Source organism: Salmonella sp. SAL00653, from assembly GCF_046552515.1.
Taxonomy (GTDB): Bacteria; Pseudomonadota; Gammaproteobacteria; order Enterobacterales; family Enterobacteriaceae; genus Salmonella; species Salmonella enterica.
The window spans coordinates 18,131-33,590 of sequence record NZ_JBGDTY010000011.1 but is presented as its reverse complement, the minus strand read 5'-3'; the positions used below and the strand labels follow the sequence as shown (position 1 = coordinate 33,590).

Genomic DNA, 15,460 nt, shown 5'->3' with positions numbered 1-15,460 from the left:
TACTCCGCATCGCTCAAGGTAAAGAGAAATGTTCCGCTACCGGGCCAAGCGCCAGGGCAGGAATAAACGTCAGCGCGCCGACCAGCAGTACCGTGCCGATGAGCAGCCCAATAAATAGCGCGCCGTGGGTCGCCAGCGTTCCCTGACTGGCCGGCTGTACTTTTTTACTGACCAGCGATCCGGCGATGGCCATGACAGGAATAATCACGCCGAAACGTCCGACGAACATGCAGAACGCCAGCAAACAGTTCCAGAAAGGCGAGTTAGCGCTCAGACCCGCAAAGGCGCTACCGTTGTTGTTGGCGGCAGAGGAGACGGCATATAGCACTTCGCTAAAACCGTGCGGGCCAGGGTTCAGCATTGCGCTGCGTCCGGCATCCGTCATCATCGCCAGCGCCGAACCCAACAAGACCAACATCGGCGTGACCAGAATCGCCAGCGCGGTCATTTTCATTTCGCGCACGTCGATTTTTTTCCCCAGATATTCCGGCGTGCGACCGATCATCAGCCCCGCGATAAACACCGCCAGCAGGACAAACAGCAACATGCCATACAGGCCTGAACCGACGCCGCCAAAGACCACTTCGCCAATTTGCATCAGCCACATCGGCACCATACCGCCCAGAGCGGTAAACGAGTCGTGCATGGCATTTACCGCCCCGCAGGACGCCGCGGTCGTGACGACGGCAAACAGGCTGCTGGCCAGCACGCCAAAGCGTGTTTCTTTACCCTCCATGTTGACGCTACTGTCCGCGCCCGCCGCCAACAGATGTGGATTTCCCTGAACTTCCGCCCACATCACTACCGCTACGCAGACCACAAAAATGAATGACATTGCCCACAGTAGCGCGCGTCCCTGACGGCGATCGCCCGCCGCTTCGCCAAAGGCGAAACAGAGCGCGGCTGGAATCAAAAATATCGCCAGCATCTGCGCCAGATTAGTGAGCGCGGTGGGGTTTTCGAACGGATGCGAAGAGTTGGCGTTAAAGAAACCGCCGCCGTTGGTGCCAAGCATTTTGATCGCCTCCTGCGAAGCAACCGGCCCCATCGGCAAGAGTTGTTTAGCGCCTTCAAGGGTGGTGATGGGCTGATAAGCCGACAGGTTTTGCGGTACGCCTTGTTGGATAAAAAACAGCGCGATAATTAACGCGACAGGAAATAATATCCATAGCGTAATGCGTACCAGATCCTGCCAGGCATTACCCAGCGTGTGCACATTCTGGCGCGTAAAGGCGCGGATAAGCGCAAAAACCACCGCAATCCCGGTCGCCGCCGACAGGAAATTTTGCACCGTCAGCCCGGCCATCTGGCTAAAGTGGCTCAGCGTGCTTTCGCCGCTGTAGGCTTGCCAGTTGGTATTGGTGACAAAGCTGACGGCGGTATTCAGCGCCAGATCCCAGGACAGCCCCGGTAGCCGCTGCGGATTTAAGGGCAGCCACTCCTGCCAGAATAGCAGGCAAAACAGGATGCCCAGTCCCAGCAGATTGAGCGTCAGTAGCGCCAGTAAATACTGACGCCAGTTCATTTCGTGGTCGGTAATGCCAAGAGTCCGCCAGAGGATACGCTCAACGCCAGCCACGCCCGGCAACGGAACGGCGGCGATGAGCCTTGCCAGGCCCGAACCCAACGGTTTCGCCAGTACCAATAAAATCAGTAAAAAACTGGCGATCAGTAAAAATCCTTGCGCGGCCATCAGAACGCCTCCGCATTAATCAGGGCATAGACCAGATAACCTAAAAGTAAGAAAACCAGCACGATGCCGGTTATCACGCCTGCACTCACAGAGCACCTCCAGTGGCATTGTTTTACTCCTGAGAAAGGTAATTTTTTGGCTGCAAAGATTTCGCAAAAATTGGCGGGCGGAGTGTAAAAAAAGTATAAAAATGGCAAAGACCATTATTTAACTAATGATTAGTATTAATTTAACCTTTTTGTAACTAATTTACGCTTTGAATGTAAATCTGCTGGAAAAGCGTGAAAATAAGTGGTCGGATGAGTAGTAAAATTACACCGAAAGCGGTACTATTTTAATCAGGTAACGAGGTTCAATTTTTCGGTGCTATTCACCGATTCAATCTATACCGGGGCGGATAGCGTCGGTATAAAGGGGGGAAACGTATGGAACACTATAAAGACTATCCAGCGCATGTCATTTTTGCACGTCGTGCTTTCGCGGTGACCGCAGGCGTGCTGGCGTTGCCGGTAATGCTCTTCTGGAAAGACCGCGCGCGTTTTTATAGTTATCTGCACCGTGTCTGGTCGAAAACCAGTGATAAACCGGTATGGATGGCGCAGGCTGAAAAAGCCACCTGCGACTTTTATTAATCGCGACCAGCCTGAAAAACCGTCAGCCGCCACGCTGGCGGTTTTTTTATGCGCCAGGGTCTACACTGTTTAACGCTATTCGCCGTGACGTTTCATCTTTCAGGAGTTGTATGCCCACCCATTTAGTCTGGTTCAGGCGCGATCTGCGTTTACAGGATAACCTTGCGCTGGCCGCCGCCTGCCGCGATGCATCCGCGCGGGTGCTGGCGCTTTATATTTCCACCCCCGCGCAGTGGCAGGCCCATGATATGGCGCCGCGGCAGGCGGCATTCATCAGCGCGCAGCTCAATGCGCTACAGGCGGCCCTTGCAGAGAAAGGCATTCCGCTGCTGTTTCATGAAGTGGCGGATTTTAACGCCAGTATTGAAACGGTCAAAAACTTTTGCCGACAGCATGACGTCAGCCATCTGTTTTATAACTATCAGTATCAGTTTAACGAGCGTCAGCGTGATGCGGCGGTGGAAAAAACGCTGCCCTCTGTCATCTGCGAAGGCTTTGACGATAGCGTGATTCTGGCGCCCGGCGCGGTGATGACCGGCAATCATGAAATGTATAAAGTTTTTACGCCGTTTAAAAACGCCTGGTTGAAACGGCTAAAAGAGGATATTCCGCCATGCGTTCCGGCCCCGAAGATCCGGGTGAGCGGCGCGCTTTCTACACCCTTAACGCCAGTCTCGCTTAACTACCCGCAACAGGCGTTTGACGCCGCGCTTTTCCCGGTGGAAGAAAACGCGGTCATCGCGCAGCTACGTCAGTTTTGCGCGCAGGGCGCAGACGAGTATGCGTTACGGCGCGATTTCCCTGCGGTTGACGGCACCAGTCGGCTTTCCGCCAGCCTGGCGACGGGCGGCCTGTCGCCGCGACAGTGCCTGCACCGATTACTGGCGGAGCAGCCGCAGGCGCTGGACGGCGGGCCGGGAAGCGTCTGGTTGAATGAGCTCATCTGGCGGGAATTTTACCGTCATTTAATGACCTGGTATCCGGCATTATGCAAACACCAGCCGTTTATCCGCTGGACAAAACGCGTCGCGTGGCAGGAGAACTCACACTATTTTCAGGCATGGCAGAAAGGCGAAACCGGTTATCCCATTGTCGATGCGGCGATGCGCCAGCTTAACGCGACGGGCTGGATGCATAACCGTTTACGCATGATTACCGCTAGCTTTCTGGTAAAAGATCTGCTGATTGACTGGCGGTTGGGGGAGCGCTATTTCATGTCGCAGCTTATTGACGGCGATCTTGCCGCCAATAATGGCGGCTGGCAGTGGGCCGCCTCAACCGGTACTGACGCCGCGCCTTATTTTCGTATTTTTAATCCCACGACTCAGGGAGAGAGGTTCGATCGCGACGGCGAATTTATCCGCCAGTGGCTACCGGCATTACGCGATATCCCTGGAAAAGCGATTCACGAGCCGTGGCGGTGGGCGGAAAAAGCGGGAGTCGTGCTTGATTATCCTCGGCCTATTGTGGAGCACAAACAGGCGAGAATCGCAACGCTTTCCGCCTATGAGGCGGCGAGAAAAGGGGCGTGATACAGGCCCGGTAGCGCAAACTACCGGGCATTCTGCTATCAGGATTCGACGGCCAGCGCGCGGCTTTTGAATTTGAAGGACTGATACAGCCAAATCAGCAGGACAACCCCTACGCAGGCTAACGCGCCCCAGGTGATCTGTTCAAAAACATCCACATAGGCGTTGATGGCGTAATTAACCGCGCCGCTGGCGTCGAAGGCGCTTTGCGAGGTCTGGTCAGCGATGACGCCTGCCAGATAGTTAGCTATCGCGCCGGACAGCAGCATATAAATTCCGGTTAATACGCCGGTGACGCCGGGGATATCAATGCGCGTAATTTGCGACATGGCGACCGGGTCGATAAACAGCTCGGCAAAGCCCATCACCGCCAGTCCCAGCACCATTAGCGGCATTGAAGAGTGTCCGTAAGCGGCGGACCAGCGTGCGCTCAGGGTCAGAATACAGAATCCGGCGCTCATCAGACCGAGACCCAGCGCGAATTTGCCCCAGATACGCACGGTGCGATTACCGCTTACGCTCTCTTTAACCAGCCAGGCCAGGACGACCCCACACAGCATCACGGCAAAGGCGTTCACCGACTGGAACATGGCGGTAGGAACGGAATAGCCCAGAATATCGCGGTTCACAAAGCGGTCGATATACAGGCTGATAGAACTGCCGCCCTGCTGGGCAAACGCCCAGAACAGCATACTGAACAGGGTCAGGGTGACAATCAGCCCCAGTTCTTTGCGCTGTTTGGCCGTTTGCGCCTGACGATAAATTTTTGCCAGCACGACCAGGCTGATCGCGGTCGCCACGATTAAGGCATAGACAGACCATTCTTTCCAGAACAGAACGGTAATCAGCAACGGCGCCGCTACCAGCAAAATTAACAGCCAGCCCCAGTTCGGCAGCAGGTAGCTTCTGGCGCACAACACGGCTTTATTCACGCCGGTGGTGTGGGTGAAATGACGATTTCCACACAGGAAGATCACTAACCCCGCCAGCATACCAATGGCGGCGAGCGCAAAGCCCATCGCCCAACTGTACTCCTCTTGCACATAGCCGCAGGCGATAGGCGCCACGATCGAACCAATATTGCCCGCTGCGTAAAGCAGCGAGAACCCGCCGTCGCGGCGCGGATCTTCCGGCTGGTACAGTTCGCCCAGCAGGCAGCTAATATTCGATTTAAACAGGCCGTAGCCGCAGACAATGATCGCCAGCGACAGATAAAGGAATGTCGGCGCGATCTCACTGGCGCCCAGCACTAAATGACCTATAGCCATTAAAAATGCGCCCAGCATGACTGCCATTCGGTTGCCAAGCACCTTATCCGCCAGATAGCCGCCAAGAATCGGCGTTACGTAGACCAGCGAACAATAAGCGCTGAATAACTCATAGGCGTGGTTATCGTCGTATTTTAGCTGATTGGTGAGATAAAGAATCAGTAGGGCGCGCATACCATAAAAGCTGAAGTACTCCCAAATTTGCAGGGCGACAACGTAGTAAATAGCGCGGGGTTGAGATGCTTGTTTATTCATCGTATTTCCGGGATAGAGACGCTGCGGCAAGAAAGCGGCATTCTCAGATAATGCCTTTCTTTGTGGGCTTATTAAGCCTGCCGTATCGCCGTGTTTCCTTAAAGTTACCAACATGATACAGAACTGATTTTTTCTGCAATACGCGCTCTGATTGCATAAATATACATGAAACCGATCGTGTTTTGCTAAGTAATTTGCGCCAAACCCGGGGGTGATTGTTTCTTGATGTGTCAAACAAATGTTTATCGACGAACGGCTAACGGGAGGCTATGTTAACGGAGGCTGAACCCGTAACGGGAAAGTAGAACGTGGGTTAAAGGGAGCGATGATGAAAAACACCGAGCTGGAACAACTGATTAACGACAAGCTGAACAGTGCGGCAATAAGCGATTATGCGCCGAATGGTTTACAGGTCGAAGGAAAAGAGACGGTACAGAAAATCGTTACCGGCGTGACCGCAAGTCAGGCGCTGCTCGATGAGGCGGTGCGTTTGCAGGCCGATGCGGTCATTGTTCATCATGGTTACTTCTGGAAAGGCGAGTCTCCGGTTATTCGCGGCATGAAACGCCGTCGCTTAAAAACGTTACTGGCAAATGATATTAACCTTTACGGTTGGCATCTGCCGCTGGATGCGCACCCTGAGCTGGGCAACAATGCGCAGTTGGCGGCGCTATTGGGCATTACCGTGAAAGGAGAAATTGAGCCGCTGGTGCCGTGGGGAGAGCTCTCAATGCCGGTGCCGGGGCTGGAACTGGCCTCATGGATTGAAGCGCGTCTGGGGCGTAAACCGCTATGGTGCGGCGATACCGGGCCAGAGAATGTTCAGCGTGTCGCCTGGTGTACCGGCGGCGGGCAAAGTTTTATTGATAGCGCCGCCCGCTTCGGCGTGGATGCTTTTATTACCGGCGAGGTTTCCGAACAGACCATTCATTCCGCGCGCGAACAGGGGCTGCATTTTTATGCCGCCGGGCACCATGCCACTGAACGCGGCGGTATTCGCGCCCTGAGCGAATGGTTGAACGAAAACACGGCGTTGGATGTGACGTTTATTGATATCCCTAACCCGGCATAACTGAGAGGTAATAAAGTGCAGCGAGCGCGTTGTTATCTGTTAGGCGAAACGGCGGTCGTCCTGGAACTTGAACCGCCGATTACGCTGGCGAGCCAGAAACGCATCTGGCGTCTGACGCAGCGTCTGGTCGATATGCCGAACGTGGTGGAAGCCATTCCCGGGATGAACAATATCACCGTGATCTTGCGGGAACCGCAAACCCTGGCGCTGGATGCGATTGAGCGTCTGCAGCGCTGGTGGGAAGAGAGCGAGGCGCTGGAGCCGGACTCGCGTTCGGTTGAGATCCCGGTGATCTATGGCGGCGCAGGCGGGCCGGATCTGGCGGCGGTGGCACGGCACAGCGGTTTGAGTGAAAAGCAGGTCGTGGAGCTACATGCCTCCGTTGAGTATGTCGTCTGGTTTTTAGGCTTTCAGCCTGGCTTTCCCTATCTTGGGAATTTACCAGAATCGCTCCATATGCCCAGACGCGCGGAGCCGCGCCTGCAGGTTCCGGCCGGTTCTGTCGGCATCGGTGGCGCGCAGACGGGTATTTATCCATTATCCACGCCGGGCGGCTGGCAGCTGATCGGCCTCACGCCGTTGAAGTTATTCGATCCGATGCGGGAGCCCCCGGTTCTGCTACGCCCTGGCGACAGCGTACGCTTTGTGCCGCAAAAGGAGGGAATATGCTGAATATTATTCGCGCGGGGATTTACACCTCCGTGCAGGATAGCGGGCGTCACGGCTTTCGTCAGTCGGGGCTGAGTCACTGTGGCGCGCTGGATAAACCCGCCTTTCAGACCGCTAATCTCCTGGTCGGGAACGATGCGAATGCCCCGGCGCTGGAAATCACTCTCGGCCAACTGGTTGTCGAATTTGAAAATGAGACCTGGTTCGCTCTTACCGGCGCAGGCTGCGAGGCGCAGTTGGATGATCAACCGGTCTGGACCGGCTGGCGATTGCCGGTAAAAGCGGGTCAGCGTCTTACGCTGCATCGACCGCTTCACGGGATGCGTAGCTATCTGGCGGTGGCGGGCGGTATTGCTGTGCCGGAGGTGATGGGATCGTGTAGTACCGATCTGAAGTCCGGCATCGGTGGGCTGGAAGGACGGCTGCTAAAAGATGGCGATCGGCTGGCAACGGGTAAACCATCGCGACAGTTTAGCGGGCCGCAGGGCGTGAAGCAGTTACTGTGGGGGAATCGCATCCGTGCGCTACCGGGGCCGGAATACCGTGAGTTCGATCGCGCCTCGCAAGAAGCGTTCTGGCGTTCGCCATGGCAGCTCAGTCCGCAAAGTAATCGCATGGGCTATCGTTTGCAGGGACAATCGTTAACGCGGACAACGGATCGCGAACTGCTGTCGCACGGTTTGCTGCCCGGTGTCGTGCAGGTGCCTTACAACGGCCAACCTATTGTGCTAATGAATGATGCCCAGACAACTGGCGGCTATCCGCGCATTGCCTGCATCATCGAGGCAGATATGTACCATCTGGCGCAGATCCCGCTAGGACAACCGATCCATTTTGTGCAATGTTCGCTGGAAGAGGCGCTCAACGCGCGCCATGAGCGCCAGCGTTATCTGGAACAGCTTACCTGGCGGCTTCAGCATGAACATTGATTTAAATGCGGATGTGGGCGAAGGTTGCGCCAGCGACAGCGAATTATTAACGCTGGTCTCCTCCGCCAATATCGCCTGTGGTTTTCACGCCGGTGATGCGCAAACCATGCTGACCTGTGTGCGCGAGGCGCTGAAAAACGGCGTGGCGATCGGCGCGCATCCCAGCTTTCCGGATCGGGATAATTTTGGGCGGACGGCGATGGTTTTGCCGCCGGAAACGGTATACGCCCAGACGCTGTACCAAATCGGCGCGCTGGGGGCGATTGTCCAGGCGCAAGGCGGCGTGATGCGCCATGTCAAACCGCACGGTATGCTCTATAACCAGGCGGCGAAAGATCCTCATCTGGCACAGGCGATTGCGAAAGCGGTACACGACTATGATCCGTCACTGATACTGGTTGGACTGGCGGGAAGTGAGCTGATCCGGGCCGGTGAGCGCCATCGCCTGGTGACGCGGCAGGAGGTGTTTGCCGATCGCGGCTATCAGGCCGACGGTAGCCTGGTGCCGCGTATGCAACCTGGCGCGCTGATTCACGACGAAGAGCAGGCGCTGGCGCAAACGCTGGATATGGTACAAGCCGGGAGAGTGAAAAGCGTTACTGGCGTGTGGACGACTGTCACGGCGCAAACGGTGTGCATTCATGGCGACGGCGAGTATGCGCTTGCATTCGCTCGCAGGTTACGCGCCGCGTTCAATGCGCGTAATATACACGTTATTGCCTGAGAGCCAGACGATTGAAGCTATTATATTACGGCTGTGGATGTTCATTATGGCGTTCGATGTGCATTCCAGATAGTCAGAGGCGGTGTAGTCCATTAATCAACTGTTAACAAAGGATATTATCATGCCTGAAGGCCCGGAAATTCGTCGTGCGGCGGATAATCTGGAGGCGGCAATCAAAGGCAAACCCTTAACCGATGTCTGGTTTGCCTTTGCACAGTTAAAACCGTATGAATCGCAGCTTACCGGTCAACTTGTTACCCGGATAGAGACGCGGGGAAAAGCGTTATTGACCCACTTTTCAAATGGCCTGACGCTCTACAGCCACAACCAACTCTATGGCGTATGGCGGGTGATCGATACTGGTGAAATACCGCAGACCACGCGTATATTGCGCGTCAGGCTACAAACGGCGGATAAAACTATTCTGCTTTATAGCGCGTCTGATATCGAAATGCTGACAGCAGAGCAGCTCACGACGCACCCCTTTTTACAGCGAGTCGGTCCGGATGTGCTGAACGCGCGTCTCACTCCGGAAGAGGTTAAAGCTCGATTGCTGTCGCCGCGTTTTCGCAACCGACAATTTTCCGGACTGTTGCTGGATCAGGCCTTTCTGGCGGGATTGGGGAATTATCTGCGCGTTGAAATCCTCTGGCAGGTAGGGTTAACCGGACAGCATAAAGCGAAAGATCTCAACGAGGCGCAACTGAATGCGCTTTCTCACGTGCTGTTGGATATTCCGCGCCTGTCCTACACGACTCGCGGTCAGGCGGATGAAAACAAGCATCATGGCGCACTGTTTCGCTTTAAGGTTTTCCAGCGTGACGGCGAAGCGTGCGAGCGGTGCGGCGGCATTATTGAAAAGACAACACTGTCCTCACGCCCGTTTTACTGGTGCCCGCATTGCCAGAAATAGCCGGAACCGCCATCGGCGAGCGGCTATTGCCTGATGGCGCGACGCTTATCAGCCCTACAAAGGTTGTCTGGGCGCATAGGTTGATATAAAACGGGCCACTGCTGGCCCAGTTAACAGAATGCTGAACAGCCGTAGGGTTTGCATTGCCATGATGAGCGCCATATCGGCACTGCTTCCTGCCGCGATCGCGGCAACCGTATCCAGACCACCGGGACTGGTGGCGAGATAAGCCGTCATAAAATCAATCTGCATGTAGTAAGCCATTCCCCACGCCATCGCGGCGCAAATCGCCATCAGCGCGAAAATTGACAATAAGATTTGCGGCAATGGCCGCAGCGCCATAAAAAACACCTGTCTGTCAAAACCCAGCCCAATACGCCAGCCTATCGCCATATACGCCACGGCCAGCAGCCATTCGGGTAATTCAATCTCAATGATGCCTTGCGAATGGAGAAGCGCGCCTGCCAACATGGGGAGCAGCATCGTGCCGGAAGGGATACGCATCAGGCGACCGGCAATGCCCGCCACGATCGCTAATAGCAGCGTCGTCAATAAATTACCGCTAAGCGGTGGAAACCAGATCACCTGTTGGCTGACCGCTGCCGCGCTGTCGCCGAGTATCAGGCGTGTCACCAGCACCGCCGCGCCAGCCACAAACAGTACCCGTAGATACTGCATAAACGCCACCAGGCGGATATCCGCCCCGTAATCTTGCGCCATCGCTACCATTGCCGCCGCGCCGCCCGGCGAAGACCCCCATGCGCCGGTGTTGCCGGGCAGCGAGCTGTAGCGTACCAGCAGCCAGCCGACTATCGCGCTGGAAAGCAGCGTCACCAGCAACACTAAAAGCACGACCGGCCAGTAGAGGGCGAGGGTGGTCAATATCGAACCGGTTAGATTTTGGGCGATCATACAGCCGAGAATCGCCTGCGCGGCGAGAAAAATACCGTGCGGAAGTTGTAGCGTACTACCTCGCAAACTCAACACGATACCCGCAATCATTGGACCGAGCAGCATCGCCGCCGGAAGGTGCAGATAGAGAAAAATAAGGGAAATGAGCAGCGATAACAGGAACAACAAAAACCACTGCAGAATCGGCATTCCATGCTCCCTGAATGATATTTAGCGAAACCTTAATTAATCATAGAGAGTAACGGGGTAAGAATAAAATAATGAGGATAAGAAAAAAGGGAAAATGTACCGGATGGCGAGGGTTGTGTCGCCATCCGGTTGTCAATTAACGCTTCAGCGCCGATTTAAAATCGCGTTTATCGTAACCGGTATACAGCTGACGAGGACGGGCGATTTTCATGCCGTCAGTGTGCATTTCATTCCAGTGTGCAATCCAGCCAACGGTACGCGCCATGGCGAAGATCACGGTGAACATGGAGGACGGAATGCCCATCGCTTTCAGAATGATGCCGGAGTAGAAGTCTACGTTCGGGTACAGTTTCTTCTCGATGAAGTACGGGTCGTTCAGCGCAATGTGCTCAAGCTCCATCGCCACTTCCAGCAGATCGTCTTTGGTGCCCAGCTCTTTCAGCACTTCGTGGCAGGTTTCACGCATCACGGTGGCGCGCGGATCGTAGTTTTTGTAAACACGGTGACCGAAGCCCATCAGGCGGAAAGAATCATTCTTGTCTTTCGCACGACGAACAAATTCCGGAATGTGTTTAACAGAGCTGATTTCTTCCAGCATTTTCAGCGCGGCTTCGTTTGCGCCGCCGTGCGCGGGTCCCCACAGGGAGGCGATCCCGGCGGCAATGCAGGCGAACGGGTTGGCGCCGCTTGAACCTGCGGTACGTACCGTTGACGTAGAGGCGTTCTGCTCATGGTCAGCGTGCAGGATCAGAATACGATCCATCGCGCGCTCCAGTACCGGATTCACTTCATAGGTTTCACACGGCGTGGAGAACATCATGTTCAGGAAGTTACCGGCGTAGGAAAGGTCGTTGCGCGGATAAACAAACGGCTGACCGATTGAGTATTTGTAACACATCGCCGCCATGGTCGGCATTTTGGACAGCAGGCGGAACGCCGCGATTTCACGGTGGCGCGGATTGTTCACATCCAGCGAGTCGTGGTAGAACGCTGCCAGCGCGCCAGTGATCCCGCACATTACCGCCATCGGATGTGAGTCGCGACGGAAAGCATGGAACAGGCGAGTGATTTGCTCATGGATCATCGTATGGCGGGTGACTGTCGTTCTGAACTCGTCATACTCTTCCTGCGTCGGTTTTTCGCCGTACAGCAGGATGTAACAGACTTCCAGATAGTTGGAATCGGTAGCAAGCTGGTCAATCGGGAAACCGCGATGCAACAAAATGCCTTCGTCGCCGTCGATGAAGGTGATTTTAGATTCGCAGGATGCGGTAGAGGTGAAACCAGGGTCAAAAGTAAAAACTCCTTTTGAACCGAGACTACGAATATCAATAACATCTTGACCGAGTGTACCTTTTAGCACATCCAGTTCAATAGCAGTGTCACCAGTAAGGGTGATTTTTGCCTTTGTATCAGCCATTTACGGTCTCCTTAGCGCCTTATTGCTTAAGACTGCCGGAACTCAGACTTGCCTTCTCCACGTCATCTTCCTTGTCGTTAGTGCAGGGAAGATTCTGTGTATGCATCAATCAACCGTTACCAGTTTGTTATTTGGCTCGCCGCTCTGTGAAAGAGGGGATGACCTGGGTACAGAGCAATGGGCGCTTGCAGGTAACGGCTTGATTAATTTCGAATTAGTAGCAAATCAGGAACGTAGCAATCCGAGTAATGTAACCTGTCTATCACTAATAACTGTCCTGAAAGAATGGGTCAATATCATTGTACTGTTGCATAACTTATTAACAGGTGAAAGAGTGACCCCATAACTTTTACGCATTATATGCTTTTTCTGGTGTCGTTTGTAACAATTTTGTTTAATGTTTGTCAAATAAGATGATTGAAAATTAAAAAATGTTGTTATCGTGACCTGTGTCACTGTTCAGGATAAAACCTGACAAACTATATGTAGGTTAATTGTAATGATTTTGTGAACGTCCTATACTGCCGCCAGGTCTCCGGAATACCCTGCAATCCCGAGCCACCCAGCGTTGTAACGTGTCGTTTTAGCTACTGGAAGCAGTGTTTTACATGACGCGCAGTTATAGAAAGGACGCTGTCTGACCCGCACGCAGACCGGAGGAAGGAAATCCCGTCGTCTTTCTGGCTACAGGTAGATTCACCTCTGTAACCGAAGTCTTAAGGGAATAATAAGAACAGCATGTGGGCGTTATTCATGATAAGAAATGTGAAAAAACAAAGACCTGTCAATCTGGATCTACAAACGATTCGGTTCCCCATCACAGCGATAGCGTCCATTCTCCATCGCGTATCCGGTGTGATTACTTTCATCGCCGTCGGCATACTACTGTGGCTACTGGGCACCAGCCTCTCTTCTCCGGAAGGATTCCAGCAGGCCGCCGATATCATGGACGGCTTCATCGTTAAATTTATCATGTGGGGCATCCTTACCGCGCTGGCGTATCACGTCATCGTGGGAATTCGTCACATGTTAATGGATTTTGGCTATCTGGAAGAAACATTCGAAGCGGGTCAACGCTCTGCCAAAATCTCTTTTGTTATCACTGTCGTGCTTTCACTTCTCGCAGGAGTCCTCGTATGGTAAGCAACGCCTCCGCATTAGGACGCAATGGCGTACATGACTTCATCCTGGTCCGTGCTACCGCTATCGTTCTGACGTTATACATCATCTACATGGTGGGTTTTTTCGCCACGAGCGGCGAACTGACCTTTGAAGCCTGGACCGGTTTCTTCTCATCGGCCTTCACCAAAGTCTTCACCCTGCTGGCGCTTTTTTCCATCTTGATTCATGCCTGGATCGGCATGTGGCAGGTGTTAACCGACTACGTTAAACCACTGGCAGTGCGTCTGATACTGCAACTCGTTATTGTTGTTGCGCTGGTGGTTTACGTCATCTATGGATTTGTTGTGGTGTGGGGTGTGTAATGAAACTGCCAGTCAGAGAATTTGATGCTGTTGTGATTGGTGCCGGTGGCGCAGGTATGCGCGCGGCGCTGCAAATTTCCCAGAGCGGCCAAACCTGTGCGCTGCTCTCGAAAGTCTTCCCGACCCGTTCCCATACCGTTTCCGCGCAGGGCGGTATCACCGTGGCGCTCGGCAATACCCATGAAGATAACTGGGAATGGCACATGTACGATACCGTAAAAGGGTCGGACTACATTGGTGACCAGGATGCCATCGAATATATGTGTAAGACCGGACCGGAAGCGATTCTGGAGCTGGAGCACATGGGGCTACCGTTCTCCCGTCTTGATGATGGACGTATCTATCAGCGCCCGTTCGGCGGCCAGTCGAAAAACTTTGGCGGCGAGCAGGCGGCACGTACCGCGGCGGCGGCTGACCGTACCGGTCACGCCTTGCTACACACGCTGTATCAACAGAATTTGAAAAACCACACCACGATTTTCTCCGAATGGTATGCGTTGGATCTGGTGAAAAACCAGGATGGCGCGGTGGTGGGGTGTACCGCACTGTGCATCGAAACCGGTGAAGTGGTGTACTTCAAAGCCCGCGCGACGGTGCTGGCGACCGGCGGCGCAGGCCGTATCTACCAGTCCACCACCAACGCTCACATCAACACCGGTGACGGTGTCGGTATGGCGCTGCGTGCCGGTGTCCCGGTGCAGGACATGGAAATGTGGCAGTTCCACCCGACCGGCATCGCCGGGGCGGGCGTGCTGGTGACAGAAGGCTGCCGCGGCGAAGGCGGTTACCTGCTGAACAAACACGGCGAGCGCTTTATGGAGCGTTATGCGCCGAACGCCAAAGACCTGGCGGGTCGTGACGTGGTGGCGCGTTCCATCATGATCGAAATCCGTGAAGGCCGCGGCTGTGATGGTCCGTGGGGGCCGCACGCTAAACTGAAACTGGATCACCTGGGTAAAGAGGTGCTGGAATCTCGCCTGCCGGGTATCCTGGAGCTGTCCCGTACTTTCGCCCACGTTGACCCGGTGAAAGAGCCGATTCCGGTTATCCCGACCTGCCACTACATGATGGGCGGTATTCCGACTAAAGTGACCGGTCAGGCGCTGACCGTGAACGAGCAGGGCGAAGACGTGGTCATTCCGGGGCTGTTTGCGGTAGGCGAAATCGCCTGTGTATCGGTTCACGGCGCCAACCGTCTGGGCGGTAACTCACTGCTGGATCTGGTGGTCTTTGGCCGCGCGGCGGGGCTGCATTTACAGGAATCCATCGCCGAGCAGGGCGTGCTGCGCGACGCCAGCGAGTCTGACGTTGAAGGTTCTCTGGATCGCCTGAATCGCTGGAACAATAACCGCAATGGCGAAGATCCGGTGGCTATCCGCAAAGCGTTGCAGGAGTGTATGCAGCATAACTTCTCCGTATTCCGTGAAGGCGACGCGATGGCGAAAGGGCTTGAGCAGTTGAAAGTGATCCGCGAGCGTCTGAAAAACGCCCGTCTGGATGACACGTCCAGCGAGTTTAATACCCAGCGTGTTGAGTGTCTGGAGCTGGATAACCTGATGGAAACTGCCTACGCCACTGCCGTATCAGCCAACTTCCGGACGGAAAGCCGCGGCGCGCATAGCCGCTTCGATTTCCCGGAGCGTGATGATGCCAACTGGTTGTGTCATACCCTGTATCAGCCGCAAACGGAATCCATGACGCGCCGAAGCGTCAATATGGAACCGAAACTGCGTCCGGCGTTCCCGCCGAAGATTCGTACTTATTAATTGCG

The 15,460-nt window shown here is 54.6% G+C and carries 16 protein-coding genes; 11 read left to right on the top strand and 5 right to left on the bottom strand.

Annotation, left to right across the window (positions count from 1 at the left end):
* Positions 1-13: 13 nt before the first annotated feature.
* Positions 14-1,693, bottom strand: coding sequence for a potassium-transporting ATPase subunit KdpA (gene kdpA, locus ACLJRU_RS13810; protein WP_001539481.1), 1,680 nt, complete (start codon positions 1,691-1,693; stop codon positions 14-16).
* Positions 1,693-1,782, bottom strand: a complete 90-nt coding sequence (kdpF, locus tag ACLJRU_RS13805; protein WP_001670793.1) for a K(+)-transporting ATPase subunit F — start codon at positions 1,780-1,782, stop codon at positions 1,693-1,695. The genes kdpA and kdpF overlap by 1 nt, the downstream gene beginning before the upstream one ends.
* Before the next feature lie 336 nt (positions 1,783-2,118).
* Between kdpF and ACLJRU_RS13800 the strand changes: the two genes are divergently transcribed.
* Both ACLJRU_RS13800 and phrB read left to right on the top strand, forming a co-directional pair.
* Complete coding sequence (locus ACLJRU_RS13800) at positions 2,119-2,325, top strand: YbfA family protein (protein WP_000401435.1); 207 nt, start codon at positions 2,119-2,121, stop codon at positions 2,323-2,325.
* 110 nt (positions 2,326-2,435) lie between these two features.
* Positions 2,436-3,857, top strand: a complete 1,422-nt coding sequence (phrB, locus tag ACLJRU_RS13795; RefSeq protein WP_001142005.1) for a deoxyribodipyrimidine photo-lyase — start codon at positions 2,436-2,438, stop codon at positions 3,855-3,857.
* A gap of 38 nt (positions 3,858-3,895) precedes the next feature.
* On the opposite strand, the gene ACLJRU_RS13790 is transcribed toward phrB, so the two are convergent.
* Entirely contained in the window at positions 3,896-5,377 is a 1,482-nt protein-coding gene (locus ACLJRU_RS13790; RefSeq protein WP_023234741.1) for an MFS transporter, read from the bottom strand.
* A 328-nt stretch (positions 5,378-5,705) separates the two neighbouring features.
* On the opposite strand from ACLJRU_RS13790, the gene ybgI reads away from it, so the two are divergent.
* The 5 genes from ybgI to nei all read left to right on the top strand — a co-directional run bounded on the left by ybgI (position 5,706) and on the right by nei (position 9,684).
* Positions 5,706-6,449 (top strand): radiation resistance protein YbgI, encoded by a 744-nt coding sequence (gene ybgI / locus ACLJRU_RS13785; protein WP_000798844.1) that lies wholly within the window; start codon positions 5,706-5,708, stop codon positions 6,447-6,449.
* Positions 6,450-6,464: 15 nt separating this feature from the next.
* Complete coding sequence (pxpB, locus tag ACLJRU_RS13780) at positions 6,465-7,121, top strand: 5-oxoprolinase subunit PxpB (protein WP_001188376.1); 657 nt, start codon at positions 6,465-6,467, stop codon at positions 7,119-7,121.
* Positions 7,115-8,047, top strand: coding sequence for a 5-oxoprolinase subunit PxpC (gene pxpC, locus ACLJRU_RS13775; RefSeq protein ID WP_000932043.1), 933 nt, complete (start codon positions 7,115-7,117; stop codon positions 8,045-8,047). The genes pxpB and pxpC overlap by 7 nt, the downstream gene beginning before the upstream one ends.
* On the top strand, positions 8,037-8,771 hold the full coding sequence (pxpA, locus tag ACLJRU_RS13770; RefSeq protein WP_001017922.1) for a 5-oxoprolinase subunit PxpA: 735 nt from the start codon (positions 8,037-8,039) through the stop codon (positions 8,769-8,771). The genes pxpC and pxpA overlap by 11 nt, the downstream gene beginning before the upstream one ends.
* Positions 8,772-8,892: 121 nt before the next feature.
* Positions 8,893-9,684 carry an endonuclease VIII gene (gene nei, locus ACLJRU_RS13765; RefSeq protein ID WP_023234742.1) on the top strand — a complete coding sequence of 264 codons (792 nt, stop codon included), beginning with the start codon at positions 8,893-8,895 and terminating at the stop codon, positions 9,682-9,684.
* A gap of 54 nt (positions 9,685-9,738) precedes the next feature.
* Here nei and ACLJRU_RS13760 read toward each other — a convergent pair whose 3' ends face one another.
* Both ACLJRU_RS13760 and ACLJRU_RS13755 read right to left on the bottom strand, forming a co-directional pair.
* On the bottom strand, positions 9,739-10,785 hold the full coding sequence (locus tag ACLJRU_RS13760; RefSeq protein WP_001539486.1) for an AbrB family transcriptional regulator: 1,047 nt from the start codon (positions 10,783-10,785) through the stop codon (positions 9,739-9,741).
* A 136-nt stretch (positions 10,786-10,921) separates the two neighbouring features.
* Positions 10,922-12,205, bottom strand: coding sequence for a citrate synthase (locus ACLJRU_RS13755; RefSeq protein ID WP_000785811.1), 1,284 nt, complete (start codon positions 12,203-12,205; stop codon positions 10,922-10,924).
* Positions 12,206-12,305: 100 nt separating this feature from the next.
* On the opposite strand from ACLJRU_RS13755, the gene ACLJRU_RS13750 reads away from it, so the two are divergent.
* The 4 genes from ACLJRU_RS13750 (at position 12,306) to sdhA (ending at position 15,455) form a co-directional block, all read left to right on the top strand.
* Positions 12,306-12,551 carry a hypothetical protein gene (locus ACLJRU_RS13750; RefSeq protein WP_153810773.1) on the top strand — a complete coding sequence of 82 codons (246 nt, stop codon included), beginning with the start codon at positions 12,306-12,308 and terminating at the stop codon, positions 12,549-12,551.
* Between the two features lie 392 nt (positions 12,552-12,943).
* Positions 12,944-13,348 carry a succinate dehydrogenase cytochrome b556 subunit gene (gene sdhC, locus ACLJRU_RS13745; protein ID WP_000263340.1) on the top strand — a complete coding sequence of 135 codons (405 nt, stop codon included), beginning with the start codon at positions 12,944-12,946 and terminating at the stop codon, positions 13,346-13,348.
* Entirely contained in the window at positions 13,342-13,689 is a 348-nt protein-coding gene (gene sdhD / locus ACLJRU_RS13740; protein WP_000254356.1) for a succinate dehydrogenase membrane anchor subunit, read from the top strand. The genes sdhC and sdhD overlap by 7 nt, the downstream gene beginning before the upstream one ends.
* Positions 13,689-15,455, top strand: a complete 1,767-nt coding sequence (sdhA, locus tag ACLJRU_RS13735; RefSeq protein ID WP_000775559.1) for a succinate dehydrogenase flavoprotein subunit — start codon at positions 13,689-13,691, stop codon at positions 15,453-15,455. Before sdhD ends, sdhA begins: the two co-directional genes overlap by 1 nt.
* The last annotated feature ends 5 nt before the right edge of the window (positions 15,456-15,460 follow it).

Coding starts and splice junctions, on each gene's coding strand:
- kdpA (WP_001539481.1), bottom strand. CDS start 1,693: ATGGCCGCGCAAGGATTTTTACTGATCGCCAGTTTTTTACTGATTTTA.
- ACLJRU_RS13800 (WP_000401435.1), top strand. CDS start 2,119: ATGGAACACTATAAAGACTATCCAGCGCATGTCATTTTTGCACGTCGT.
- phrB (WP_001142005.1), top strand. CDS start 2,436: ATGCCCACCCATTTAGTCTGGTTCAGGCGCGATCTGCGTTTACAGGAT.
- ACLJRU_RS13790 (WP_023234741.1), bottom strand. CDS start 5,377: ATGAATAAACAAGCATCTCAACCCCGCGCTATTTACTACGTTGTCGCC.
- ybgI (WP_000798844.1), top strand. CDS start 5,706: ATGAAAAACACCGAGCTGGAACAACTGATTAACGACAAGCTGAACAGT.
- pxpC (WP_000932043.1), top strand. CDS start 7,115: ATGCTGAATATTATTCGCGCGGGGATTTACACCTCCGTGCAGGATAGC.
- pxpA (WP_001017922.1), top strand. CDS start 8,037: ATGAACATTGATTTAAATGCGGATGTGGGCGAAGGTTGCGCCAGCGAC.
- nei (WP_023234742.1), top strand. CDS start 8,893: ATGCCTGAAGGCCCGGAAATTCGTCGTGCGGCGGATAATCTGGAGGCG.
- ACLJRU_RS13760 (WP_001539486.1), bottom strand. CDS start 10,785: ATGCCGATTCTGCAGTGGTTTTTGTTGTTCCTGTTATCGCTGCTCATT.
- ACLJRU_RS13755 (WP_000785811.1), bottom strand. CDS start 12,205: ATGGCTGATACAAAGGCAAAAATCACCCTTACTGGTGACACTGCTATT.
- ACLJRU_RS13750 (WP_153810773.1), top strand. CDS start 12,306: ATGCATCAATCAACCGTTACCAGTTTGTTATTTGGCTCGCCGCTCTGT.
- sdhC (WP_000263340.1), top strand. CDS start 12,944: ATGTGGGCGTTATTCATGATAAGAAATGTGAAAAAACAAAGACCTGTC.
- sdhD (WP_000254356.1), top strand. CDS start 13,342: ATGGTAAGCAACGCCTCCGCATTAGGACGCAATGGCGTACATGACTTC.
- sdhA (WP_000775559.1), top strand. CDS start 13,689: ATGAAACTGCCAGTCAGAGAATTTGATGCTGTTGTGATTGGTGCCGGT.